This is a genomic window from Arthrobacter sp. ZGTC212 (assembly GCF_002929255.1).
GTDB lineage: Bacteria > Actinomycetota > Actinomycetes > Actinomycetales > Micrococcaceae > Arthrobacter_B > Arthrobacter_B sunyaminii.
In genome coordinates this window covers 157,781-178,267 of the sequence record NZ_PJIJ01000001.1, presented here as the reverse complement: position 1 = coordinate 178,267, position 20,487 = coordinate 157,781, and the positions used below count along the sequence as shown (strand labels likewise).

23 protein-coding genes, 1 tRNA gene and 1 pseudogene are annotated in these 20,487 nt (G+C 64.6%); 12 read left to right on the top strand and 13 right to left on the bottom strand.

All coding sequences use genetic code 11. The annotated features are described in order from the left end of the window. On the bottom strand, positions 1-426 hold the full coding sequence (locus CXQ89_RS00940) for an FHA domain-containing protein (protein WP_104053761.1): 426 nt from the start codon (positions 424-426) through the stop codon (positions 1-3). Positions 427-485: 59 nt separating this feature from the next. Further along, the gene (locus CXQ89_RS00935) at positions 486-1,214 is read right to left on the bottom strand and encodes a DUF3662 and FHA domain-containing protein (protein ID WP_104053493.1); all 729 of its coding nucleotides are present in this window, start codon (positions 1,212-1,214) and stop codon (positions 486-488) included. Between the two features lie 365 nt (positions 1,215-1,579). Between CXQ89_RS00935 and CXQ89_RS00930 the strand changes: the two genes are divergently transcribed. Continuing rightward, positions 1,580-1,662 (top strand) — tRNA-Leu (locus tag CXQ89_RS00930). 107 nt (positions 1,663-1,769) lie between these two features. Here the strand turns inward: CXQ89_RS00930 and CXQ89_RS00925 are convergent. Beyond that, the gene (locus tag CXQ89_RS00925; protein WP_104053494.1) at positions 1,770-2,189 is read right to left on the bottom strand and encodes a DUF5997 family protein; all 420 of its coding nucleotides are present in this window, start codon (positions 2,187-2,189) and stop codon (positions 1,770-1,772) included. Positions 2,190-2,295: 106 nt separating this feature from the next. On the opposite strand from CXQ89_RS00925, the gene CXQ89_RS00920 reads away from it, so the two are divergent. Both CXQ89_RS00920 and CXQ89_RS00915 read left to right on the top strand, forming a co-directional pair. Beyond that, positions 2,296-3,087, top strand: a complete 792-nt coding sequence (locus CXQ89_RS00920; protein WP_104159997.1) for a LysR substrate-binding domain-containing protein — start codon at positions 2,296-2,298, stop codon at positions 3,085-3,087. A 66-nt stretch (positions 3,088-3,153) separates the two neighbouring features. Next, complete coding sequence (locus CXQ89_RS00915) at positions 3,154-3,531, top strand: VOC family protein (RefSeq protein ID WP_104159996.1); 378 nt, start codon at positions 3,154-3,156, stop codon at positions 3,529-3,531. Between the two features lie 28 nt (positions 3,532-3,559). Here the strand turns inward: CXQ89_RS00915 and CXQ89_RS00910 are convergent, their stop codons facing one another. From CXQ89_RS00910 to CXQ89_RS00895, 4 genes are all read right to left on the bottom strand, one after another. Then, complete coding sequence (locus tag CXQ89_RS00910) at positions 3,560-5,299, bottom strand: sodium:proton antiporter (RefSeq protein WP_237685537.1); 1,740 nt, start codon at positions 5,297-5,299, stop codon at positions 3,560-3,562. 56 nt (positions 5,300-5,355) lie between these two features. Beyond that, the gene (locus CXQ89_RS00905; protein WP_181032187.1) at positions 5,356-6,129 is read right to left on the bottom strand and encodes a metal-dependent hydrolase; all 774 of its coding nucleotides are present in this window, start codon (positions 6,127-6,129) and stop codon (positions 5,356-5,358) included. Between the two features lie 169 nt (positions 6,130-6,298). Next, complete coding sequence (locus CXQ89_RS00900; protein ID WP_104053497.1) at positions 6,299-7,699, bottom strand: GntP family permease; 1,401 nt, start codon at positions 7,697-7,699, stop codon at positions 6,299-6,301. Between the two features lie 82 nt (positions 7,700-7,781). Continuing rightward, positions 7,782-8,300, bottom strand: a complete 519-nt coding sequence (locus CXQ89_RS00895) for a gluconokinase (RefSeq protein WP_104053498.1) — start codon at positions 8,298-8,300, stop codon at positions 7,782-7,784. Between the two features lie 227 nt (positions 8,301-8,527). Here CXQ89_RS00895 and CXQ89_RS00890 point away from each other — a divergent pair, with 227 nt between their 5' ends. Next, a complete protein-coding gene (locus CXQ89_RS00890) occupies positions 8,528-9,235 on the top strand; it encodes a FadR/GntR family transcriptional regulator (protein WP_258059765.1) in 708 nt (235 codons plus the stop codon). A gap of 96 nt (positions 9,236-9,331) precedes the next feature. On the opposite strand, the gene CXQ89_RS00885 is transcribed toward CXQ89_RS00890, so the two are convergent. After that, the gene (locus tag CXQ89_RS00885; RefSeq protein WP_104053499.1) at positions 9,332-9,829 is read right to left on the bottom strand and encodes a Dps family protein; all 498 of its coding nucleotides are present in this window, start codon (positions 9,827-9,829) and stop codon (positions 9,332-9,334) included. Between the two features lie 201 nt (positions 9,830-10,030). Between CXQ89_RS00885 and CXQ89_RS00880 the strand changes: the two are divergent. Beyond that, positions 10,031-10,480, top strand: a pseudogene (locus CXQ89_RS00880) (SRPBCC family protein); the annotation flags it as partial. 138 nt (positions 10,481-10,618) lie between these two features. Here the strand turns inward: CXQ89_RS00880 and CXQ89_RS00875 are convergent. Together CXQ89_RS00875 and CXQ89_RS00870 are read right to left on the bottom strand one after the other, a co-directional pair. Further along, the gene (locus CXQ89_RS00875; protein WP_104159994.1) at positions 10,619-12,103 is read right to left on the bottom strand and encodes an FAD-dependent oxidoreductase; all 1,485 of its coding nucleotides are present in this window, start codon (positions 12,101-12,103) and stop codon (positions 10,619-10,621) included. Positions 12,104-12,105: 2 nt separating this feature from the next. After that, the gene (locus tag CXQ89_RS00870) at positions 12,106-12,903 is read right to left on the bottom strand and encodes an SDR family oxidoreductase (RefSeq protein WP_104159993.1); all 798 of its coding nucleotides are present in this window, start codon (positions 12,901-12,903) and stop codon (positions 12,106-12,108) included. A gap of 167 nt (positions 12,904-13,070) precedes the next feature. On the opposite strand from CXQ89_RS00870, the gene CXQ89_RS00865 reads away from it, so the two are divergent. From CXQ89_RS00865 to CXQ89_RS00845, 5 genes are all read left to right on the top strand, one after another. Continuing rightward, positions 13,071-13,532, top strand: a complete 462-nt coding sequence (locus CXQ89_RS00865) for a DUF4383 domain-containing protein (RefSeq protein WP_104053503.1) — start codon at positions 13,071-13,073, stop codon at positions 13,530-13,532. Positions 13,533-13,656: 124 nt separating this feature from the next. After that, on the top strand, positions 13,657-14,697 hold the full coding sequence (locus CXQ89_RS00860) for an acyl-CoA dehydrogenase (RefSeq protein ID WP_104159992.1): 1,041 nt from the start codon (positions 13,657-13,659) through the stop codon (positions 14,695-14,697). Next, positions 14,694-16,019 (top strand): PIG-L family deacetylase, encoded by a 1,326-nt coding sequence (locus CXQ89_RS00855; protein ID WP_258059763.1) that lies wholly within the window; start codon positions 14,694-14,696, stop codon positions 16,017-16,019. Before CXQ89_RS00860 ends, CXQ89_RS00855 begins: the two co-directional genes overlap by 4 nt. Positions 16,020-16,022: 3 nt before the next feature. Continuing rightward, complete coding sequence (locus CXQ89_RS00850; RefSeq protein WP_104159990.1) at positions 16,023-16,724, top strand: glycosyltransferase family 2 protein; 702 nt, start codon at positions 16,023-16,025, stop codon at positions 16,722-16,724. Between the two features lie 92 nt (positions 16,725-16,816). Beyond that, complete coding sequence (locus CXQ89_RS00845) at positions 16,817-17,056, top strand: DUF2630 family protein (protein WP_104159989.1); 240 nt, start codon at positions 16,817-16,819, stop codon at positions 17,054-17,056. A gap of 31 nt (positions 17,057-17,087) precedes the next feature. On the opposite strand, the gene CXQ89_RS00840 is transcribed toward CXQ89_RS00845, so the two are convergent. The 3 genes from CXQ89_RS00840 to CXQ89_RS00830 are packed head-to-tail and all read right to left on the bottom strand — an operon-like array spanning position 17,088 to position 19,263. Beyond that, the gene (locus tag CXQ89_RS00840; RefSeq protein ID WP_104053508.1) at positions 17,088-17,348 is read right to left on the bottom strand and encodes a hypothetical protein; all 261 of its coding nucleotides are present in this window, start codon (positions 17,346-17,348) and stop codon (positions 17,088-17,090) included. A gap of 3 nt (positions 17,349-17,351) precedes the next feature. Next, positions 17,352-18,272: a Ku protein gene (locus tag CXQ89_RS00835; RefSeq protein WP_104159988.1), complete on the bottom strand. Its 921-nt coding sequence runs from the start codon at positions 18,270-18,272 to the stop codon at positions 17,352-17,354. Between the two features lie 52 nt (positions 18,273-18,324). Continuing rightward, a complete protein-coding gene (locus tag CXQ89_RS00830) occupies positions 18,325-19,263 on the bottom strand; it encodes a hypothetical protein (protein ID WP_104159987.1) in 939 nt (312 codons plus the stop codon). A gap of 86 nt (positions 19,264-19,349) precedes the next feature. Here CXQ89_RS00830 and soxR point away from each other — a divergent pair, with 86 nt between their 5' ends. Together soxR and CXQ89_RS00820 are read left to right on the top strand one after the other, a co-directional pair. Beyond that, entirely contained in the window at positions 19,350-19,847 is a 498-nt protein-coding gene (soxR, locus tag CXQ89_RS00825) for a redox-sensitive transcriptional activator SoxR (protein WP_104053511.1), read from the top strand. 70 nt (positions 19,848-19,917) lie between these two features. After that, the gene (locus tag CXQ89_RS00820) at positions 19,918-20,406 is read left to right on the top strand and encodes a flavin reductase family protein (RefSeq protein WP_104053512.1); all 489 of its coding nucleotides are present in this window, start codon (positions 19,918-19,920) and stop codon (positions 20,404-20,406) included. Positions 20,407-20,487: the final 81 nt, after the last annotated feature.

Here is a 20,487-nt window from a genome sequence, read left to right as displayed (position 1 = left end):
TTAGGGCCTCAACTCAAGGACCGTCTTACCGATGCGGATAGGAACCCCGGGTTCCACCGGCAGGGCGCGCGTGAGCTGGCTGCCGCCCAGGAAGGTGCCGTTGGTGGAGCCAAGGTCTTCAATAAACCAGCGGCTGCCCTGGGGGAACAGGCGGGCGTGCCGGCCTGAGGCATAGTCGTCTTCGAGCACGAGCGTTGCTTCCTGCGCGCGGCCCAGAAGAATGGGGCTTGAGGCCAGCTCCAGGGTGGTGCCGCGCAGGGGACCTTCCGTCACGAAAACCTGACGTGCGGGGAGTTTTGCCGGGGCGGGGACCTGCTTCTCCAATTCGGGATTCTTGCGGATCTGCCGGGCAGTGGGTGTGCCGGTGCGGTTGCGGCTTCCCACCACCAAATCACGCCGGATGGCACCGACAACACTGATCACCATGAGCCACAGCAGGAGCAGGAACCCGTACCGGAGCAGGGTCAAAACCAAACTACCGTCCACTAACGTCCTCCGGTCCGAACAGGAAGGAGGCGGAAGGTGATGCGGGTGCGGCCCATCGCGATCGTTGAACCATCCGTGAGATCTGCTTCCCCTTGTACTTTTTGGCCGTTGACGAAGCTTCCGTTTGTGGAGCCAAGGTCGATGGCGCGGCTAACACCGTTTTCGGTGCGGATTTCAAGATGCCGGCGGGATACGCCGGTGTCATCAACGAGGATATCGGCTTCGGAGGAACGTCCGAGCACCACGGACGGAGCATTGAGTGAATACCGCTGCCCGTCGATGTCCAGGACCGGCTGCATGCGGGCGGGTGTCTGGCGCGGGGCGGGCGGGGCCGGCTGGCGCGGTGCAGGGCTGCCCGCCTTTTCTGTGGCGGAGTCAACCTCCAGCACTCCGGCTTTCAGCGATGAATCGCGGGTGAAGGACACCCGCACCGGACCCTGGAGGGTGTACGACTGGCTCCTGGCGTGCTTAATGACCACATCGCACAGCTCCTCGGCCAGCGGGGCCCCCCACTCCTGGGCACGCTGGAAGTCTGCATCGGACAGGCGGGCAGTGAAGACATTAGGTGCCAGTGTTCGTCCCTGCCCCACGGTGAAGGAACGCTCATCAAGTTCGCGCCGCAGGGCGATGGCCAGCTCAAGGGGTTCCACCCGGCCGGAAGACCCTGTGGAGAAGGCACCTCGTACAACTTTTTCGATGCCGCGTTCAACGTTATCGAGTAAGCCCATGTTCGCCTCCTTCCCTATCCTCTGTCCGGACTGTCCGGTTGAATCCGGAGCGTCTCCAAGGCAGGCCAAGGATACAAAGCTCCTCTTCGATACTACTCATCTCTCCCAACAAACAACGTAACGGCTTCACGACGGTTCCCCTGCGGCGAAACGGCCGGGATCTCTGGGGCGGAGGGCTCCTGCCCGTCCGGATCCACGGCTGCTGGGGTCGCAAAATCCGCGTCACGGCGCGGAACTTGGCGTCCCCGGACGGCCGTTTAGGTGTTTGGGGAAATTGTGGGTATGCTTGATTCTGCTGTTCCCGAGGAATTGAGACGCAGAAGGTCGTGAGACTGAATGCACACTTACCGAGGGAAACCATTTTTGCGCGAGTGGCGGAACGGCAGACGCGCTGGCTTCAGGTGCCAGTGTCCGAAAGGGCGTGGGGGTTCAAATCCCCCCTCGCGCACAAACAGAATCACCCCGGTTGAAGAAACCGGGGTGATTTTTTTATGTCCTGGTCCGTGTGCTGTTCCCCGGGCCGGGGGAGCAGCACACGGACCAGGATGCTGGCAGTTAGCCCTGTTTGTTGGCCTGCTGTGCGGCCTGCTCTGCCTTCCTGGCCTTCTTGGCTTCTGCTTCCTTAACGCGCTTGGCTTCGTCGCGGACAGCCGCGAAGCTCGCCCTTTCCTGGACCAGCCATGCCGGCGGTGCGGCCAGCAGTGCGGTGATCTCAGCAGTGGTCAGCGCATCGGTGATGCCCGACCGGGTGAGGCCGCTGATGGAGATGTTGAGTTTCTGGGCCACCACGGGACGGGGATGGGGACCGTTGCGGCGAAGATCAACGAGCCACTGCGGCGGATTGGCCTGGAGCTCGTCGAACTGGGCGCGGGAGATGGGCCCGTCCTGGAACTCCTGCGGCGCTGCGGGCAGATAGATGCCCAGTTTCTTGGCTGCCGTGGCAGGTTTCATGGATTGGGATTTCTCGGAAGTCATCTTTCAAGGATATCCGCCGCAGGCCCGGTCCCGGGTGCACGGGAAGTTCACGGGGGAGTGCAGCCTGCGGGAAAGAAGGAGGACCAGGCTGGGCTAACCTGAAAAGGTGCCTGAAGATGCTTACCCCCGCCAAACCCGCCCGGCTCGTCCGCTGACTGTGGCCTACGTGCCCGGTGTGACGCCCGGAAAATGGATTGGGCGGTGGACCGAGCGCCACGACCGTGAACTGGTCTCCTATCAATGCGGTGAGGACACGGTCTTTGACGCACTGCGCGCCGGTGAAGCGGATGTGGTGTTTGTGCGGGTACCGGAGCAGGGGTTTGTCCGGCCCGCGGACCTGAGCGTGATTGCCCTTTACGAGGAGCGGCCGGTGGTGGCTGCGGCGAAGGATTCGGCCGTTGCTGCCTTTGATGAGCTGGATCTGGCAGATCTGGCCGGTGAGAACCTGCTGGACCTGCGGGATATGGGGAGCACCGACGTCGGAATGGAAGTAGTGGCCTCGGGTGCCGGCCTTTTGATCCTGCCGATGTCCGTTGCGAAGCTGTATTCGCGCCGCGACGTTGTTGCGCGGCCGCTCAGCGGCGTCCCGGCCACGAAGATTGCCGTTGCGTGGCTTGAAGATGCCCAAGATCCCGGTATTGAGGAGTTTGTGGGGATTGTTCGCGGGCGCACGGCGAACAGCTCACGCCAGCCCTCAGTCCAGGAAGAGCAAAAAACCACCGCCCGGCAGCGCACCAAGGAACGGCAGAGCCGGAGCGGGGAGAAGCCGGGATCCGGCGGGAAACCGGCGTCGAAGTCTGCCGGACGCACCGGCGCCAAGGGCGGAGCCGCGGCCAGGGGCGGCACGGCGAAGAAGGGCAGCGGCACCAAGGGCGGCCGGACGCGCCGGAGCCGTTAGGGGAAACCGGTACCTGTTTTTGGTTTCTGCCGCTCCGGCGGCAACGCCGGGAGTATTCTTTCGCCCATGCGCGTAAAGATGAGCAGTATCCACGTGATTGATCCGGCCGCCGCTTTTGACTTCTACACCGGCACCCTGGGCTTTGAGCCGCTGATGGTGCTGCCGGAGTACAACCTCTTCATCGTCCAGGCGCCTAATATTACTGACGGGCCCGGTCTGCTTCTGGAGCCCAGTGACCATCCCGTCGCTGAGGCCTACCGCACCGGCGTCTACGACATGGGACTGCCCGCGGTGGTGCTGGGCGTTGATGATGTCCAGGCCGAAATGGAGCGCCTCAGTGCATTGGGAGTCCGGTTCACCGGGCCTCCGTCCACGGATGCCATGGGAACCCAGGCCGTGTTCGACGACGGCTGCGGAAACTATATTCAACTCCACCAGGATTAGCCCGGACCGCACCCCGGCGCTCAGGCCGTTAGTGCTCACCCAGCCGCGGCCTGAGCCGGGATTCCTCCAGATCCAGCAGCCGCTGGGCATCTGCGAGGGTACGCGAGGGGAAGTGTCCCTCCCGGCGGGCCTGCAGCAGCGCGTTCCGCTCCGCGTCTACAACGGCACGGCGAAGTTCACGGTACTGCAGCTGGGGGGTGGGTGAAGTGCCGATGCCCAGCGCCTTGACGCGTTCCCACGCGAGTTCGCTGCGCAGGAAGGTGCTCTGGCGCACCCGTTCCACCACGTCCGGGTCCACGTCTGTATCCTGGTCCAGGCATTTGGCCGGGTCTTCCAGAACCTTAAGGCCCGCGTCGCTGATCTGGTCCAGTAAGGTGGCCAGATCCCGCTGGTCCTCCGCGGCGTTGCGTCCGCGGACACCCAGCATTTGGATAACCCAGGGCAGGGTCCCGCCCTGCAGCAGCAGGGTCACCACGGCCACGGTGAAGGCGATGAGGACTAGCTGTTCCCGATAGGGAGTGGCTTCCGGCAGGGACTGCGCGGCGGCCAGAGTTACTACGCCGCGCATTCCGGACCAGCCGATGACGACGCCGCCGCGCCAGTCCAGTCCTTCGCTGCGGAGTTGGGCGATGTCCGCTTGACGCCTTCGGTACAGTTCTTCGCCGCGGGTATGGCGGCGCTGGGTGCGGGCGTCGGCCAGTCCTCTTGCCGACATTCTGTCCAGTGCCGTCCGGAAGCGGCTGGTGCGGCGCTCCTGGTATCCGACCTTGGCGCGCAGGAACAGGATGAGGGGGCCCATCCACGCGAAGCGAATCACGATCAGCAGCGCGGTGACAGCCAAGCCGATCATTACCGCTTCCCGGACGGTCAGCAGCGCGGGATCGACGTTTTCAACCAGAAAGCGGATCTCGAGTCCCATCAGCAGGAAAACGCCGTTTTCCAGCAGGAACTGGACCGTGTGCCAATTGACGCTGTCATTGATCCGGGCCTGTGCGCTGAAAGCTGCTCCCGCGCGGTGGCCCGTGTACAGCCCGGCCACCACCACGGCCAGAACGCCGGAAGCGCCGAGCTCCTCCGCGGGAATGAAGGCAAGGAAAGGAACCACAAAGGAAATAGCGGTGTCCAGCACGGGATCATGGAGCTTGGAACGGATGAACACCGTAACGAATCCCACCAGCAGGCCCACGACGACGGCGGCCACCACGGCAAAGCCAAAGTCCGCGACACCGTCCCAGACGCTGGCCAAGCCACCGGCGCTGGCCGCGATAGCGGAGCGCAGCAGAACCAGCGCGGTGGCGTCATTGACGAGTCCCTCGCCTTCCAAAACCGTTACCAGCCGCGGCGGCAGGCCGAGTTTCTTGCCGATTGAAGTGGCGGCTACGGCGTCCGGCGGACTGACCACGGCACCCAGCGCGACGGCGGCGGCAAAGTTTAGATTCGGCAGCAGAATGTACAGCAGCAACCCTGTCGCGAAGGCGGAGAACAGGACCAAAAACACCGACAGGCTGGAAATGGCACCGAAGTTGCGCCGGAAATCCACCACCGGAACGTTGACCGCTGCCGCGTAGAGCAGCGGGGGCAGCACACCCATCAGGATGACGTCATGCGGCACCGTAAACGTGGGCAGCCCCGGGAGATAGGACAATCCCAGCCCGACCACCACCAGGATCAAGGGCGCGGCAATGCCCAGGCGCTTGGAGAAGGCGGCGACAGTGACTATGAGAGCCACGCCGATGACAGCTAACAGGGCTAGTTCCACAACCTCCATTATCGTTCACAGGGGCGAACTATTCTAACGGAAGGCTGTTGGCCCGGTCCGGTGTTTTACGCAGATGCCCACTGGGCCAGGGCAAAGAAGGCGGCGTGGACCACTCCGTACATGGCGTACACGGTCACCGGAACCATCAGGGCCCATTCCCGCCAGGACCCGGCGGCGCCGATCAGGGGCAGTGACATGCAGCCGCTGCTCCGCCAGAGCTTGTTGAGCACGGGGATGCCGGCCAGAGAGCGTGGGCGCTTGATCCGCAGCGGCCACAGAATCATGACACCCTGATGGGTCAGCAGGTCCCCGAGGATGTGCACGGCGACACCCAGTCCGACGGCGACGGGCAGCCAGTCATTGTTTTCCGGCGCGTAGACGGCGATGAAGGCGGACAAGGACAGTGCCAGCAGCCAGCTGCGGGCAGGACCGCCCGCAATTTTTAGCGCTTTCAGGGCAAAGCCCATGAGCAGCACCGACAGCAGGCCCGCACCCACCGCCACCGATCCGAACAACGGCACGTCGGCGGTGACCTTGCCCAGCGCGGTGGACAGGGCCACGAACACGGCAAGGCCCAGCAGGGAGTGCGTGCCGCGCCGGTGCCCGCCGCTGATCTGTTCAGTGATCCGGGCCAGGATCTTCGTGACCGGCGGCAGGGAATGGGCAATGGTTCCGCTGTGGTGATCCAAATCCGGAAGCAGGGCGGCACCGGCGGTAAGCAGTGCGCCCGTGACCACGCCCAGCGGCGTAACCGGATACCAGCCGAGGGCGTGCGGTGCGGTTGAAGCGACGGCAATCCAGGCTGCGGCGCCGGATGCTGCGTGATGACCACCCATCATGGTGCGTGGGGTCCTTCCCTAGGGCGGTGTGAAGCACCGAAAACTTTCGTAACTTCTCATGTTTTCATGCACCACTGACACTCCAGGCACAGGGGCATCAAGAGCCCTCGGGGAACGACGACGGCGGGGCACCCGCGAAGGTGCCCCGCCGTCGTCGTCGTTTCGCCGGTTAGGCCAGCGAAGCTAGTCCGAAGGCCAGCGCTGCCAGGGCGAAGCCCATGATGCCGATCAGCGTTTCCAGCACGGTCCACGTCTTCAACGTGGTTTTCACATCCATGCCCATGAAGCGCCCCACCAGCCAGAAACCGGAGTCGTTGACGTGGCTGACCACCACGGAGCCGGCGGCAACGGCCACGACCATGGCCGCGGTCTGGACGGTGTTGTAGCCGGATTCCAGCACGCCGGGAGCAATCAGGGCGGCTGCAGTGGTCAGGGCGACCGTGGCCGAGCCCTGGGCGATGCGGAGGATTGCGGCGATAAGGAAGCCGGCCAGGATCAGCGGGACACCGAGGTCGCTGAGGACATCGCCCAGTGCGGCACCGATGCCGGAGGTGCGCAGGACGCCGCCGAACATGCCGCCGGCGCCGGTGATCAGGATGACCGAGCAGACCGGGCCCAGAGCTGATTCGAGTACCTTTTCGATGGCGGTCTTGGATTCGCCGCGCCGGGTGCCCAGGACCACGCAGGCCACGAGGAGGGAGATGAGCAGTGCCACCGGCGTTTCGCCCAGGGTGCGCAGGAACGCGAACCAGGACTGCTCGGCGGCTTCGGCGGAGACTACTCCGGCCGAGGCCAGGGTGTTCAGTCCGGTGTTCAGGAAGATAAGGATCAGGGGCAGCAGCAGCACGGCCACCACGGTGCCGAACTTCGGCGGGTTCTTGATCTCGTCGTCGTCGATCTCACCGAGCACGGCAGGCACCGGCAGGACGAACTTTTTGCCGGCCCAGAGGCCGAACAGGTAGGAGGTGAGGTACCAGGTGGGCAGGGCAATAATGAGGCCGAGGATCAGGACGGCGCCGATGTTGGCTTCAAAGAACCCGGAGGCGGTGACGGGGCCGGGGTGCGGGGGTACAAAGACGTGCATGACAGAGAAGGCGCCGGCTGCGGGCAGGCCGTAGCGGAGTACGCCGCCGCCGAGCCGCCGTGCCACCGAGAAGATCACGGGGAGCATGACCACAAGGCCGGCGTCAAAGAAGATCGGGAAGCCGAAAATCAGTGAGGCGACGCCCAGAGCAAAGGGAGCGCGCTTCTCGCCGAAGATCCGGATCATGGTGTCGGCCAGCACCTTGGCGCCGCCGCTGGTTTCCACCAGCCGGCCCAGCATGGCGCCCAGGCCCACGAGCAGGGCGACTGTTGCCAGTGTTGATCCGAAGCTGCCGGTCAGGACGGTGACAACGCTGCCGGTGGGGATTCCGGTGGCAAAAGCAGTCAGCAGGCTGACCAGGATCAGGGACACGAAGGCGTGCAGGCGCAGCTTCAGAATCAGGAACAGCAGCAGCGCAATGGCTCCGCCGGCGATCAGGAGGAGGGGGCCCGCACCGAGGGTTTGGGACCAGCCTTCAATTGTCATGGGTTTAGCTCCGTTACTAAATGAGTGACTGTTGGAAGTGGCTGCGGCGCAAATGTGCCGGAGCGGGGAGGGGGAGGCGAGGTCAGTTCGCGGGCAGGTCAAGCCTGTCGAGGATGTCTGCTGCGATCTCTGCAGGTGAGTGGAGGATGTCGATGACAATCCCGGGTTCGTCCTCGGACAGCGGTTCCAGGGTGTTGATCTGGGAAGGCAGCAGCGACGCGGGCATGAAATGGCCGCTGCGGGTCTTCATTCGCTCACGCAGTACCTCGGCGTCGCCGTTGAGGTGGACAAAGTGCAGCTGTCCGGAAGCGGAGGCCAGGACGTCCCGGTACGCACGCTTCAGCGCGGAACAGGTGACGATGGTGGACCGTCCGTTTTCTGCCTGGGTGTCCATCCAGTTCCGGATGGAATCCAGCCAGGGCCAGCGGTCCTCGTCGGTCAGGGGGGTGCCGGACGCCATCTTGGCAATGTTGGCTTCGGAATGGAATTCGTCCGCTTCAGCCGCAATCCAGCCCAAATGCTCCGAAAGGAGAGTGGAGATGGTGGTCTTGCCTGAACCGGACACACCCATAATGACCAGGTGCTGCGGGGCGGGGCTCATATTTCTCCTTGGACGCCGTTGTCGCCGGAAGCGGGCTGGCCCCCTCCGAAGTGATCTGCAGGACAAAGGTATCACCATATAAGTGATTGATAACACCAATGCTCACGTTAGGCTTGTTCAGCGCAGATTTCGGGTCACTGCCGTTGAAGGACACGCCTTATTGGCATTGCGGAACCCGGTTCGGAAAACCGAATCAACATTGCACGTTTGAAAGTCAGGGGAACAGCGTGGACATCAGGGAGCCTCCGCGGGCGGCGGCAGCGGTCCTGAACGGGGCCATAATCGATGCCATCGGAGCGGATGTCGTGGCCGGAACGCTTCAACCCGGAGACCGGCTGACCCTGGAGGGGCTGCAGGAGGAATTTGGTGTCTCGCGGACCGTGGTGCGGGACTGTATGCGGATCCTCGAGTCCATGAATCTGGTGTATTCCAAACGCCGCATTGGCATCGTGGTCCAAGACCCGTCCCACTGGAATGTTTTTGATTCGCGCATTATCCGCTGGCGTTTGAGCGGCCCGGGCAGGGACGGCCAGTTCCGGACACTGACGGAACTGCGGGTGGCGGTGGAGCCCATGGCGGCCGCCGGCGCTGCCCGGCATGCCGGGGAAACGGAGCGGTCCGCGCTGGTGGAACTGGCGGCACGCATGCGGGTGCTGGGGGAAGCGGGCGAGCTGGAAGAGTTTCTCGCCGCCGACATTGCCTTCCACACCCTGTTGCTGCGCTCCAGCGGAAACGAAATGTTCGCTTCCCTTGACGAGGTGGTCGCGGAAGTCCTCACCGGGCGCACACACCAGGGCCGCATGCCCAATCATCCGCGCGAGGTGGCTCTGCGGGGCCACGAGCTTGTGGCCGGGGCAGTGGCCGTCGGCGACGCGGATGAGGCGATGAAGCAGATGGCGGAGCTGCTGGAGGAGGTCCGGACGGCAGTGGCCTAAGCCTGCCCGGGCTCGGCGTTCGTGCGGGGAACGGCGCGGCAAACAGCAGCGGCCGGATCCTCCCGGAGGGAAGAGCCGGCCGCCGGGGTGCCGGTGCTAGACGGTCGGCTGGGTATTTGCGTCTTCGGGGGTAACCACTTTGGCAGTGGGCAGGACGTTTTCCGCATTAACCATCCAGGCGTACTGCTCGAGCTTGCCGATGAAGCCGTGCAGGATGTCAGCGGTGGTGGGGTCTTCCTCGTCCACCTGGTCGTGCACCTCACGCATGGTGCCCACGGCCGCGTTCAGCATGGCGACCGTCAGGGTGACGGTGTCCTTGGTGTCCACGAGACCTGCGGGGAACGGGGCAAGCGAGGTGCCTTCGGCCACTGCAACACTCCGGCCGTCGGGGATGGCTCCCAGCGCGCGCATGCGCTCGGCCAGTTCATCTGCGAAGAGCCGGGCGTCTTCGATGATTTCATCGAGCTGCAGGTGAAGGTCGCGGAAGTTCTTGCCCACAACGTTCCAGTGTGCCTGCTTGCCCTGCAGGTGCAGCTCAATGAGGTCTACGAGGACGGCCTGCAGATTGGTGGTCAGTTCTTTGGATGCCTTCACGTTTCCTCCAATGTTGACGAAATCTGTTGACGAAGGACGGCTGTGTTCTCCCGGGTTTCCGGTGTGGAGCCCCGGCCGCAGCCGCCAACCTAAGTAAGCTTACCTTCTCCTTGAAGTCGGTGTGTCCGTTCGGTAGCGTGAAGGGCCCGAAGCGGAATTTTCGCTTCCAACCGGCACGATCCGCCTACCGTAGGGACCTCCATGACCACCGTAGAAGAGTCCATTGACGTTGCAGTTCCCGTGTCCACGGCGTACAACCAGTGGACCCAGTTTGAATCATTTCCCCAGTTTATGAGCGGAGTGGAATCCATTACCCAGACTTCGGAAACCAACAACCATTGGGTAACGAAGATCGGCGGAGTGGAGCGGGTTTTCGACACGAAAATCACCGAACAGCATCCGGACGAGCGGGTCGCTTGGAAGAGCACGGACGGAACCACACACGCCGGGGTGGTGACCTTTCACCGGCTTGGAGACGAGGAAACCCGGGTGACCGTTCAGCTGGACTGGGATCCGGAAACCTTCATTGAGAAAGTGGGCTCCGTGGTCGGAGCAGATGACCGGCAGGTCAAGTCAGATCTGAAGGCTTTCAAGGAATTTATTGAGTCTCAGGGTGCTGCCACAGGTTCCTGGCGGGGCAACGTCGACGCCCCTCCCACGGCGCCCGATGCACCTGTCACCTCGACCTCTCCCCTGGCAGCGGCGCCTGAGGCGGATCCCGCCATGGACGATCCGGAATCAGGCGGTCCGCGGGCAGGGCTCTAGTTTCACCGTCCGGGGGTTGGCGGATCAGCCGCGGTCCAGCCCCCGGACCGCTGGGCCTTCCAGCAGCTTGCCGTCCGCTGCAAACCGTGAACCGTGCAGCGGGCAGTCCCAGGATGCCTCGGCGTCGTTCCAGGCAAGCACGCCGCCCAGATGCGGGCAAACCGCAGAGACCCTGGATATTTCGCCGTCCACGGTGCAGATACCCACAGGCCGCAGATTCTTGCGCACAACCTTTCCCTGGCCCTCGGGCGGGGCGGATTCGTCCGCCCCGGCCAGCGATGACGCCCAGCCGGCCAGCATTTCAAGCCCCACTTCGGCGTTGTCCCGCACGGCGGTAAGAACATCGCGGGAGGAAAGTTTCGGCTGGTACCAGTTAAGAGCCCCGTCGCCCTCCGCCGCAGGGGCAATGGCCTGGCTCAGTGCAAGGGCGGCGGCCACTGCGTTGGTCATGCCCCATTTGTTGAAACCGGTCGCCGCGAAAATGCTGCCGTCACCCAAAGGAACCTGCCCCACATAGGGCACTCCGGAGGCGGGCTCATAGTCTTGGGCGGACCACGCATAAGTGGGATCCTCCACCGCAAAATGATGTGTGGTCCACCGTGACAGGTCCTCCACCAGCGACTGCGGATGCGGATGGCGTCCGACGGCGTGGCCGTTCCCGCCGGAAATGAGGTAATCCGTTCCGCCGACACGGGCCGTACGCAGGGACCGTGAGGGGGAGTCAACGGACAAGTACATTCCCTGCGGCACCGCTCCGCGGATCGGATGGGCCATTGCGTAGGAACGCAGCGGCAGGAGTCTCGCGAAATAACCGCCGCGGTCCAGGATTGGTATTCCGGTGGCCAGCACCAGATGGCGTGCTGACACGGAACCGGAGGGAGTCAGGACGCGGACCCGATTGTCCGCCGCCTTGCCTGCTCCGGTGACCCGGATCCCCTGGACCAGGGTCCCTCCCGCCGCCCGCAGTTCCGCAGCCAGTGCTGCCAGCGCCTGCAAGGGATGGATCTGTGCCTGTCCGGGCAGTTCCAGGGCTCCGGAGACTTCAAACGGCAGTTCGGTTTCCAGTGTCATCTGCGGTGACAAGCCGGCCGCTGTGGCGGCTGAAAACTCAGCCTCCAAGCTCTGCCGGCCCTTCTCGCTGAGGGCATAGGTGTAGGCGGTGCGGATGTCGTGGTCCACCCCATGATCGCGGCAGAAACGGAGCAGCCAGTCCTGGCCTGCCCGGTTGGCGTTCACATAGTCGCGGACGGCGTCGGCTCCTTGGTGGGAGGCGATGGTGGACAGCTGAACACCTTGGAGCAGGGAGACCTTTGCCGTGGTGTTCCCCGAGGTCACCGCTCCAACCTGCCGGGCCTCCAGCACCGCAACCTTCTGGCCGCGGCGGGCCAGCAGCAACGCAGCCGCAAGTCCGGTCAGGCCGGCTCCGGCCACCACGACATCATATTCCGCAGAGGGAATAAACGGGTCGGAGGGGACGGGCGGGGCAGTGGACAGCCAGAGACTTTCCATGGTCAGGCCTCCATCCAGTCGGCGGAGACAATGTGCGAGCCGCCCTGCGGCCCCATCTGCAGCATCCCGCCGTCAACGGGCCAGGAGGCACCGGTGACGTAGCTGGCGGCCGGGGAGGCAAGAAAGGCGACAACGGCGGCGATCTCGCGGGCGTCGCCGGGCCTGCCCAGTGGTATGCCGGGACGCTCCACCCGGTGCGGGTCCTCGTCATGCTGGTCCGTCATGGGGGTGGCGATTTCGCCGGGAGCCACCGAGTTTACGGTGATCCCGTACCGGCCAAGTTCAAGGGCCATGACCTTCATGAGGCCGCCCAGCCCGTGCTTGGATGCCGTGTAGGCTGCCGAGCCCACCCGCGGCTGGGTTTCATGAACGCTGGTCACGGCGATCAGGCGCCCTTCCCGGCCTGATGCCACCATTTTTTTGGCGGCGTGCTGCAGGCAGACAAAGGCTCCGTTGAGGTTGGTGTTCAGGGTGTCCATCCAGGTGGGAAAGTCCAGCTCGAGGAAAGGTTTGCCGTCCCCGGTGCCGGCGTTGTTGACGAACACGTCCAGTGATCCCAGCTCCGCCGCAAGGTGGTCAATGACCTGCCCGCAACCCGGAAGGTCCGTGGTGTCCAGCCGTGCTGTGACCGACTTTCGGCCGAGGGCGCGCACTTCCTCCGATGTCTCCCTGGCCCCCTGCTCATCGGTGTGCCAGGTGATGCCCACATCCATTCCTGCTGCTGCGAGGGCCACCGCGGTGGCCCTGCCGATTCCGGAGTCGGAGCCGGTGACGATTGCGGTGCGAGGAGCGAAAACCATGATGGGTGAGCCCTTTCGGTGCCGGTCAGTTCAGGATGCTAAGCATGCTTCCCATGATCTGGTGATTGTGCAACAGTTGAGGAATTATTCGCTCCGGGGGATACGCGTTGAGCACTAGCCGGCCGCGGCCGGCAACACATGTCGCCAAGGCATAAAAGGAGTTTCCAATGTCCTATCCCATCCGCGGCAGGTCACTCCGCCGCACCAATGCACAGCGAGCCTCCTGGTATTTCGGCATTATCTTCATCCTGATCGGTGTTCTGGGCTTCGTTCCCGGAATCACCTCCAACTACGACGTCCTTTATCTTTCAGGGTTTGAATCCGAAGCACTGCTTCTGGGTGTTTTCCAAGTGTCCATACTGCACAACATCGTCCACCTGCTGTTCGGGTTTCTCGGACTGATCATGGCCCGAACCAACAAACTGGCCCGGATCTACCTCATTGGCGGCGGCATCGTCTATCTTCTGCTGTTCCTTTACGGACTCATCGTGCCGCACCACTCCGAAGGGAATTTTGTTCCCGTGAACTCTGCGGACAACTGGCTCCACCTGATCCTGGGGGTCGCCATGGTGGGACTGGGCCTGCTGTTCGGCTCACGTTCCGTTCCTGGGCGTACCTCTCCGGCCTAGCCGTTCGGGAACGTTCACCCGGGGCGAAGAAGAGGAATCCCGTTCCTGAAACTGGCAGACTGGGGACAAACCTCTACAACGCACCATGGACAGGCTGGAAACCGTTCCTGGGAGTAAGGAAACGGTGGACATCACAGCCAACCCCGCAGCCGAGCAGGCTTTCGGATCACAGGAGGTGCCGGACCTTCCGGACCTCGCCCGAAAAGCGTCGGCAGTCCACGGCAGCGCCGACGCCGGGCTGCGTCTGGCCCGCGACATTGCAGTAGCTGCCCCGTTCCCTGGTCAGGGGCGGACCAAAACACTGTGGTCCATCCTCGCCACCGTTGCTGCAGCCGACCTCACGGCTGCCCGGTCAATAGAGCCGCACCTGGATGCCCTGGCCATCCTGGACCAGGCCGGAATCAGCGCTGAGCCCGGAACCTGGGGAGTATTTGCCGCCGAAGGGCCCGGCATGGCCGTCACGGCTACCCCTGGCCCGGATGGATGGGAGCTGTCCGGGCGCAAGCCCTGGTGTTCCCTCGCAGCCCGCCTCGACCACGCTGTGGTTACCGCCCACACCGGCAACGGCCGCCGTCGCGCTTTCGCCGTGGACCTGCGTCAACCGGCAGTTACACCCGTGCCGGAAACATGGGTGAGCCGGGGACTGGCCGATGTCGACAGCGGACCGGTGGATTTCCAGCGTGCATCCGCCCGCCCCGTGGGTGCAGACAACTGGTACCTCGAGCGGCCCGGCTTTGCCTGGGGCGGAATGGGAGTGGCGGCCTGCTGGTACGGGGGAGCAGCAGCAGTGGCCCGGCGCATGTTCCGGGCTGCCGCGGAACGCGAACCGGACCAGATTGCCCATTCGCTGCTCGGCAAGGCTGACGCCCGGCTGCAGGCAGCCCGAGCCGTACTGGACGACGCCGCCGCCCGGGTCGACGCCGGTGACGCTGCCGGTCGCGACGGCGCCATGCTGGCGCAGCGGGTCCGGGGCATCGTGGCCGATGCCGCGGAAGAGGTCCTCATGCTGGCGGACCACGGACTGGGTCCTGGGCCGCTGGCGCTGGAAGAAGATCACGCCCGGCGCACCGCAGACCTTCGGATTTACCTTCGCCAGCACCACGCGGAGCGCGACTACGCCGCCCTGGGCCGGTCGTTGCTGCAGGGCGGGGAGATCCCGTGGTGAGCTTCAGCCACCTGGACGACTCCGTCCCCGAAGCCCGGTGGCTTTCAGCGGTTGAAGGCCGCAGCCACCTTGACCCGGCCCGGCTCTGGCCGCACGGAACCGGCCGGCTCGTGGTCCTGGCCGCCCATCCGGATGATGAAACCCTCGGAACCGGCGGACTCATCGCGCTGACGGCTGCCCGCGGTATCGCCGTCGACGTGGTGGTGGCAACGGCCGGCGAGGCTTCCCATCCGGACTCTCCCACTTTCTCTGCCGAGCAGCTGGCACGCGTCCGGCGGGTTGAACTGCGCGACGCCGTCGCACTTCTGGCACCCGAGGCCACCGTGCACTTCCTGGACCTGCCCGACGGCGGACTGGCCCGGCACCGGAGCGAACTCGACGCCGCGCTGGCTGCCATCGTGGGCTCCGCCGCTAAGGAAAGCACGGTTCTGGCCGCGCCCTGGCGCAGCGACGGACACACCGACCATGACACCGCCGGGCAGGCGGCGGCCGCCCTTGCCCGAACCATGGGCCTTCCGCTGCTGGAATATCCGATATGGCTGTGGCATTGGGGCCAGCCGGGAGATGTCCCGGAAAACCTGGTGCTGCTGCCTCTCGGTGACGCTGCCGCCGCCAAGAAACGGGCGATGGACGCGCATGTCACCCAGGTGCGGCCCCTCTCGCCGGCACCGGGAGACGAAGCGCTGCTCAGCCCTTCCGTGCTGGCCCACTTTGAACGCAGCTTTGAGTCGTTTGCGCTGTCCACCCCGCGTCCGCCCCGCGAAGTCTTTGAGGATCTGTATCAGAGCAGCTCTGATCCCTGGCACTTTGAGGACAGTTTCTACGAGCACCGCAAACGCGCGCTGTGTCTGGCCATGCTTCCGCGCCCGCATTTCTCAGCGGTTTTTGAACCCGGCTGTTCCATCGGGGTTTTCACCCGGGACCTGGCGGGCCGCGCTGATGCCGTGCTGGCGACGGACATCAGCGACCGTGCACTCGAACTGGCCCGGCAGCGGCTGGCATCGGCCGGCCACGTGCGCCTGGAACAGGGGACCGTGCCGGAAGACTGGCCCCCGGGCCGCTATGACCTGGTGGTTGTTTCGGAGATCGGGTATTTCCTCCAGCACAGTGCGCTCGAGGAACTCATCGAGCGCACCAGTGAATCCCTGACGGACGACGGCGTGGTCCTGCTGTGTCACTGGCGCCATCCAAACGAGGGCTGGGAGCTGACCGGCGACCAGGTCCACGAAGCTTTCCGGGCACGGAGCGGCCTGCAGATCATCGCGGAACACCGAGAGCAGGACTTCCGAATTGACGTGCTGGCCCGCACTGAGGCGCCTTAGCGGATGCCCGCACCCGAACATTTGGCCGTTGTGATTCCGGCCCGCAACGAAGAGCAGCTCCTGCCCGAGTCCCTGGCATCGGTGGGTGCTGCCATGCGCGCGGCGGCGGAACAGTGCGGCATCGGGGCTTCAGTCACGGTGGTGCTCGATTCCTGCACGGACGGATCTGCGGATGTGGTGGCCGGGCTGCAGTTCCGGTGGGCTTCGGAGCTGGACCTGAGGATGGTGGCCGGTTCCTTCGGCCTGGTCGGCGCTGCCCGGGCAGCCGGCATTGCCGCCCTTCCGCAGCGGTCCGGACTCTGGATTTCCTCCACCGACGCCGACACGGTGGTTCGGCCGGACTGGCTCATCCGACAGTATCGGCTTGCCGCCGTTGGCTACGGCCTGGTCCTGGGCACCGTGGTTCCCGCTGCGGCGGATCTCAGTGCTGCGGAGCTGGCGGAGTGGCAGGGACAGCATGTTCTGGCCGAGGGGCACCCCTACATCCACGGCGCGAATCTGGGGTTCTCCCTGACGGCGTATCTCCGTGCGGGCGGGTTTGCCGCGCTGGCCGCCCATGAGGATGTGGATCTGGTGGCCCGGATCAAGGACACGGGCACACCGTGGATTGCCACCGACCAAACCCGGGTTGTTACCTCCGGTCGCAGGGACGGCCGTGCCCCCGACGGGTTTTCCCGGTTCCTGAGGCAGCTGCTCCCGCGCTGACGCTCCCCTCGCCGGGCATCTGCAGTGCGCCCGTGATGTCTATCCTCCCCAACGTTATGGTCACCGGTCGGCCGGATGGTTAGCGTAGGGACATGGACGTTACCGAAATTCAGCACCGCATTTCAGCACTCGTGGAGAAGGAACAGGGGCTGCGGGATTCCCAGGCCGACGATCACCCCGAAGATCGGCTGGAGCAGCTGCGCCGGCTTGAAGAGCAGCTGGACCAGTGCTGGGACCTGCTGCGGCAGCGCCGCGCCCGTCTGGACGCCGGGGAAAACCCGGACGACGCGACGGTGCGGCCGGTGGGGGAAGTGGAAGGTTACCGGCAATAGCCCCGGCAAGAACCCACAGCCGAGCCACCCGTTAGCGGCGGGGCAGGACCTCGCGGGCCAGGGCGGCCATGCCCAGTGTGCGGCGGAACGGACTGTTCCCCCGTGCTGCCTCCAGCGATGCCCAGAGGATCAGGGAAACTTTGCTGAGGGACCCCAGAACTTGCTGATACTTCGGTGTCAGGGCCATCATGGATGCCGCGCCGAGACCTGCCCACGCGAGGACGGGAAGATTGGGGACCTCGACAATTCGGATGCGTCCGTTGCGGTCCCGGAAAAAGTTTGTCAGCGCCATGGTTTAGGCACCCTTCCTGGTTTTGGCCGGAGCCTTGCGTGCGGGTTTCTTTTCCGCAGGCTTGGCGTCATCTTTTTGGGTGCGGGTAGAGGAACGCGTTCCGGAACCTGAGGGCTTGGACCCTGACCCGGATGATTTCTTGTCGCGGTTTTTTTCCACGCTGCGCCGCAGGGCTTCCATAAGGTCCAGAACTTTTCCGCCGTCCTCTTCGGTTTCGGTCCCGAAAGTCTCTTCGGTATCCAAGGCTTCGCCCTTTTCCAGCTTTGCTTCGATCAGCGTTTTCAGCTGCTCCTGATAGTCGTCAGTGAACTCGGCCGGGTTGAAGTCCGAGCTGAAGGACTCCACCAGGGTTGAAGACATCTCCAGTTCCTTGGCACTGATCCGGACCTTCTCATCCAGGGACGGAAAGGCAGCTTCCCGGACTTCGTCCTCCCAGAGCAGGGTTTGCAGGGTCAGCACGTCGCCGCGGACCCGCAGCGCGCCGAGCCTGCTCTTTTGCCGGAGCGAAAACTGCACGATGGCCGTGCGGTCAGTGTCCTCCAGGGTCCGGCGCAGCAGCACGTACGACTTGGTTGATTTCGAATCGGGCTCCAAATAGTACGTCTTGTCGAAGAGGATGGGGTCCACCTGCTCGCTGGGCACAAATTCGACGACGTCGATCTCCCGGCTCTTCTCCACCGGCAGGGAAGCCAGTTCCTCATCGCTGAGAACCACCGTTTGCTCGCCGTCGTCGTACGCCTTGGCAATGTCCTTGTATTCCACTACCTCGCCGCAGATTTCGCAGCGGCGCTGGTAGCGGATGCGTCCGCCGTCCTTCTCATGGACCTGGTGCAGGCTGACGTCGTGGTTCTCGGTGGCGGCATAAACCTTCACCGGCACATTGACCAGCCCAAAGGCTATGGCACCCTTCCAAATGGCTCTCATGTCTCCCAGTGAACACCAACCCGGGGGCCTCGACCAGAGTGCCGCGGAGCGCTCAGCCCAGCTTTAATTCGGTTCCGATGGCCCGGTATACGTCGGGATTGGCAAAATAGGCACTGTGCGAACCGGGAAACGGCTCTCCGGACTGGACTTCCTGATCGATGATCCGGTCACCGCGTCCGGCAAAGACCCGTTCGCTGCAGAAGGACAGCAGATCACGTTCATCCCAAAAGTTGAGCCAGGGTGCCGGCAGCGTACCCGGTCCGCCCGGGGCCAAATGTGCGAGTCCGCCCAGCAGATAGAGCCAGGGACTTTGGGAACCGGCGGTGACGAGCAGGTCCAGCCGAATGCCTTCAGCTTTCCACCCGGGATCGGAGACCAGGTCCACGGCGGCCACCCCGCCGAGGCTGTGGCCGAAGAGGACCACGGGGGCGTCCTGGTTCGCCATCCGGAGGGCATGCGTGACGGCGGTGCGGGCCTCGGCGCCCCGGCGCAGGTAGTAGATGATGCTGCGGGAAAAATCCGATGCTGCATCTGTCAGCGGCACGCGGCGGCGGATTGCGACGTCGGTGATCAGGTTCAGGGTTAGCCGCTCCAGGCTGCTGCCCAGCAGGTTTTCTTCCGCGGCGTTGACTGCGGCAACGTTGTTCTCCTCTGTTCCGGTTTGGAGTTCGGCTGCGGCGGTGTCCGGGAGGCGGTGGAGCGGCGGAGCATTGAGAAGATCCAACCCGGCCAAGGCCAACCCGCGTTCCGCTGAGGTGAGTTCCGTCGGGGTCGCGGCCGTTGCCGGCTGGTAACGCGGCGGGAGCGCGGAAACCACGCTGATGTCCGGGGCGGCACCGGCTGCCCACGCAACATCCAGGACCGCATAGCCTTCCAGCGCCGGATCCCGGGCAAGCATCCAGCGAATGGTTTCGGCGGGGACAGGATCAGGATTGCCGGTGCCCTGCAGGAAAACCAGGGTGCCTGCGGCATCAGGAGCTGCGGGGAACAAGTTGGCCTCTTTGTGGTTGGCGTTGGCACATGGTCAGAGCGCCACTCTCACACCTCCGGGTGCGGACCGCCAGACCAGGGCGGATAATGGAACCCGCAACGGAGGGAGCGGCTGTGGGCAGGGAAGCATCAACCGGCGGGGAAGCAGCAGGGCGGTCCGAACTGACGGTGGGCCAGATGGCTGAACGCAGCGGGGTGAGTGTTTCAGCCCTGCACTTCTATGAGCGGCAGGGGCTGATCAGCAGCCGCCGAACCGCGGGGAACCAGCGCCGATTCGACCGCTCGGTCCTGCGCCGGGTGGCAGTCATCCGCGCGGCGCAGCGTGCAGGCATTCCGCTGTCCGCCATTGCACGGGCACTGGATGAACTGCCCAAGGACGCCGTGCCGGACCAGAGTGACTGGCAGCGGCTGTCCTCTGCCTGGCGCCAGGACCTGGACGCGCGGATCCATTCCCTCGAGGCGCTGCGGGACCGGCTCGGCGGATGCATCGGGTGTGGCTGCCTCTCGCTGGCCGAGTGCCGCTTCGTCAATCCAGACGATGCGTCAGCCGACCGGGGAACCGGCGCCCGCGCCTTCGAGTTTTAGCGGGCGGCCCGACGGCGCGTACCGGCCGCCGATTTGACCTCAACCATAGTTGAGGTTCTAGCGTTGACTCATGCTGACAGACCATTTCAAGGACGCCTTCCGCGCCCATCCGGCCGGAGTTGCCGTTATTACCGCGTATGGCGACGCCGGGCCGGTCGGATTGACTGCTTCGTCCGTGTCCTCCGTCTCCGCAGACCCGCCCATTCTGGTCTTCTCACTGGCGTCAGCTCAGGGATCAGCCGGTGTCATTGCCGCCGCTGACACCGTGGTGGTGCATCTTCTGGGGGCACGCAACGCTCCACTGGCCTCTCTGTTTTCCCGGCCCGGAACGGACAGGTTCACCCCGGAGCTGGCCTGGGAGAATCTGCCCACCGGCGAGCCGCTTCTCATGGATGCACCACATGCCCTGCGTGCCCGCGTCCTGAGCCGCACCGCCGTCGGATCCTCTGTGCTGGTGACTGCGGAGGTCCTGAACATTCTTGCCTCCGGCGAACCTGACGCCCCGCTGGTCTATCACAACCGCACCTACCACCGCCTGGGGTCCCACTCCGCGTTGTGAGCACGGCTTCCCGGTCGACAGGACACGCGGGCCCAGGGCGGCCCGTGGCTGCAGCCGGGTTTGCTGGAAAGATGGGAGGAA

Coding starts and splice junctions, on each gene's coding strand:
- CXQ89_RS00940 (WP_104053761.1), bottom strand. CDS start 426: ATGGTGATCAGTGTTGTCGGTGCCATCCGGCGTGATTTGGTGGTGGGA.
- CXQ89_RS00935 (WP_104053493.1), bottom strand. CDS start 1,214: ATGGGCTTACTCGATAACGTTGAACGCGGCATCGAAAAAGTTGTACGA.
- CXQ89_RS00925 (WP_104053494.1), bottom strand. CDS start 2,189: ATGACTTCCGAGAAATCCCAATCCATGAAACCTGCCACGGCAGCCAAG.
- CXQ89_RS00915 (WP_104159996.1), top strand. CDS start 3,154: ATGCGCGTAAAGATGAGCAGTATCCACGTGATTGATCCGGCCGCCGCT.
- CXQ89_RS00910 (WP_237685537.1), bottom strand. CDS start 5,299: ATGGAGGTTGTGGAACTAGCCCTGTTAGCTGTCATCGGCGTGGCTCTC.
- CXQ89_RS00905 (WP_181032187.1), bottom strand. CDS start 6,129: ATGATGGGTGGTCATCACGCAGCATCCGGCGCCGCAGCCTGGATTGCC.
- CXQ89_RS00900 (WP_104053497.1), bottom strand. CDS start 7,699: ATGACAATTGAAGGCTGGTCCCAAACCCTCGGTGCGGGCCCCCTCCTC.
- CXQ89_RS00895 (WP_104053498.1), bottom strand. CDS start 8,300: ATGAGCCCCGCCCCGCAGCACCTGGTCATTATGGGTGTGTCCGGTTCA.
- CXQ89_RS00875 (WP_104159994.1), bottom strand. CDS start 12,103: ATGGAAAGTCTCTGGCTGTCCACTGCCCCGCCCGTCCCCTCCGACCCG.
- CXQ89_RS00870 (WP_104159993.1), bottom strand. CDS start 12,903: ATGGTTTTCGCTCCTCGCACCGCAATCGTCACCGGCTCCGACTCCGGA.
- CXQ89_RS00865 (WP_104053503.1), top strand. CDS start 13,071: ATGTCCTATCCCATCCGCGGCAGGTCACTCCGCCGCACCAATGCACAG.
- CXQ89_RS00850 (WP_104159990.1), top strand. CDS start 16,023: ATGCCCGCACCCGAACATTTGGCCGTTGTGATTCCGGCCCGCAACGAA.
- CXQ89_RS00845 (WP_104159989.1), top strand. CDS start 16,817: ATGGACGTTACCGAAATTCAGCACCGCATTTCAGCACTCGTGGAGAAG.
- CXQ89_RS00840 (WP_104053508.1), bottom strand. CDS start 17,348: ATGGCGCTGACAAACTTTTTCCGGGACCGCAACGGACGCATCCGAATT.
- CXQ89_RS00835 (WP_104159988.1), bottom strand. CDS start 18,272: ATGAGAGCCATTTGGAAGGGTGCCATAGCCTTTGGGCTGGTCAATGTG.
- soxR (WP_104053511.1), top strand. CDS start 19,350: ATGGAACCCGCAACGGAGGGAGCGGCTGTGGGCAGGGAAGCATCAACC.
- CXQ89_RS00820 (WP_104053512.1), top strand. CDS start 19,918: ATGCTGACAGACCATTTCAAGGACGCCTTCCGCGCCCATCCGGCCGGA.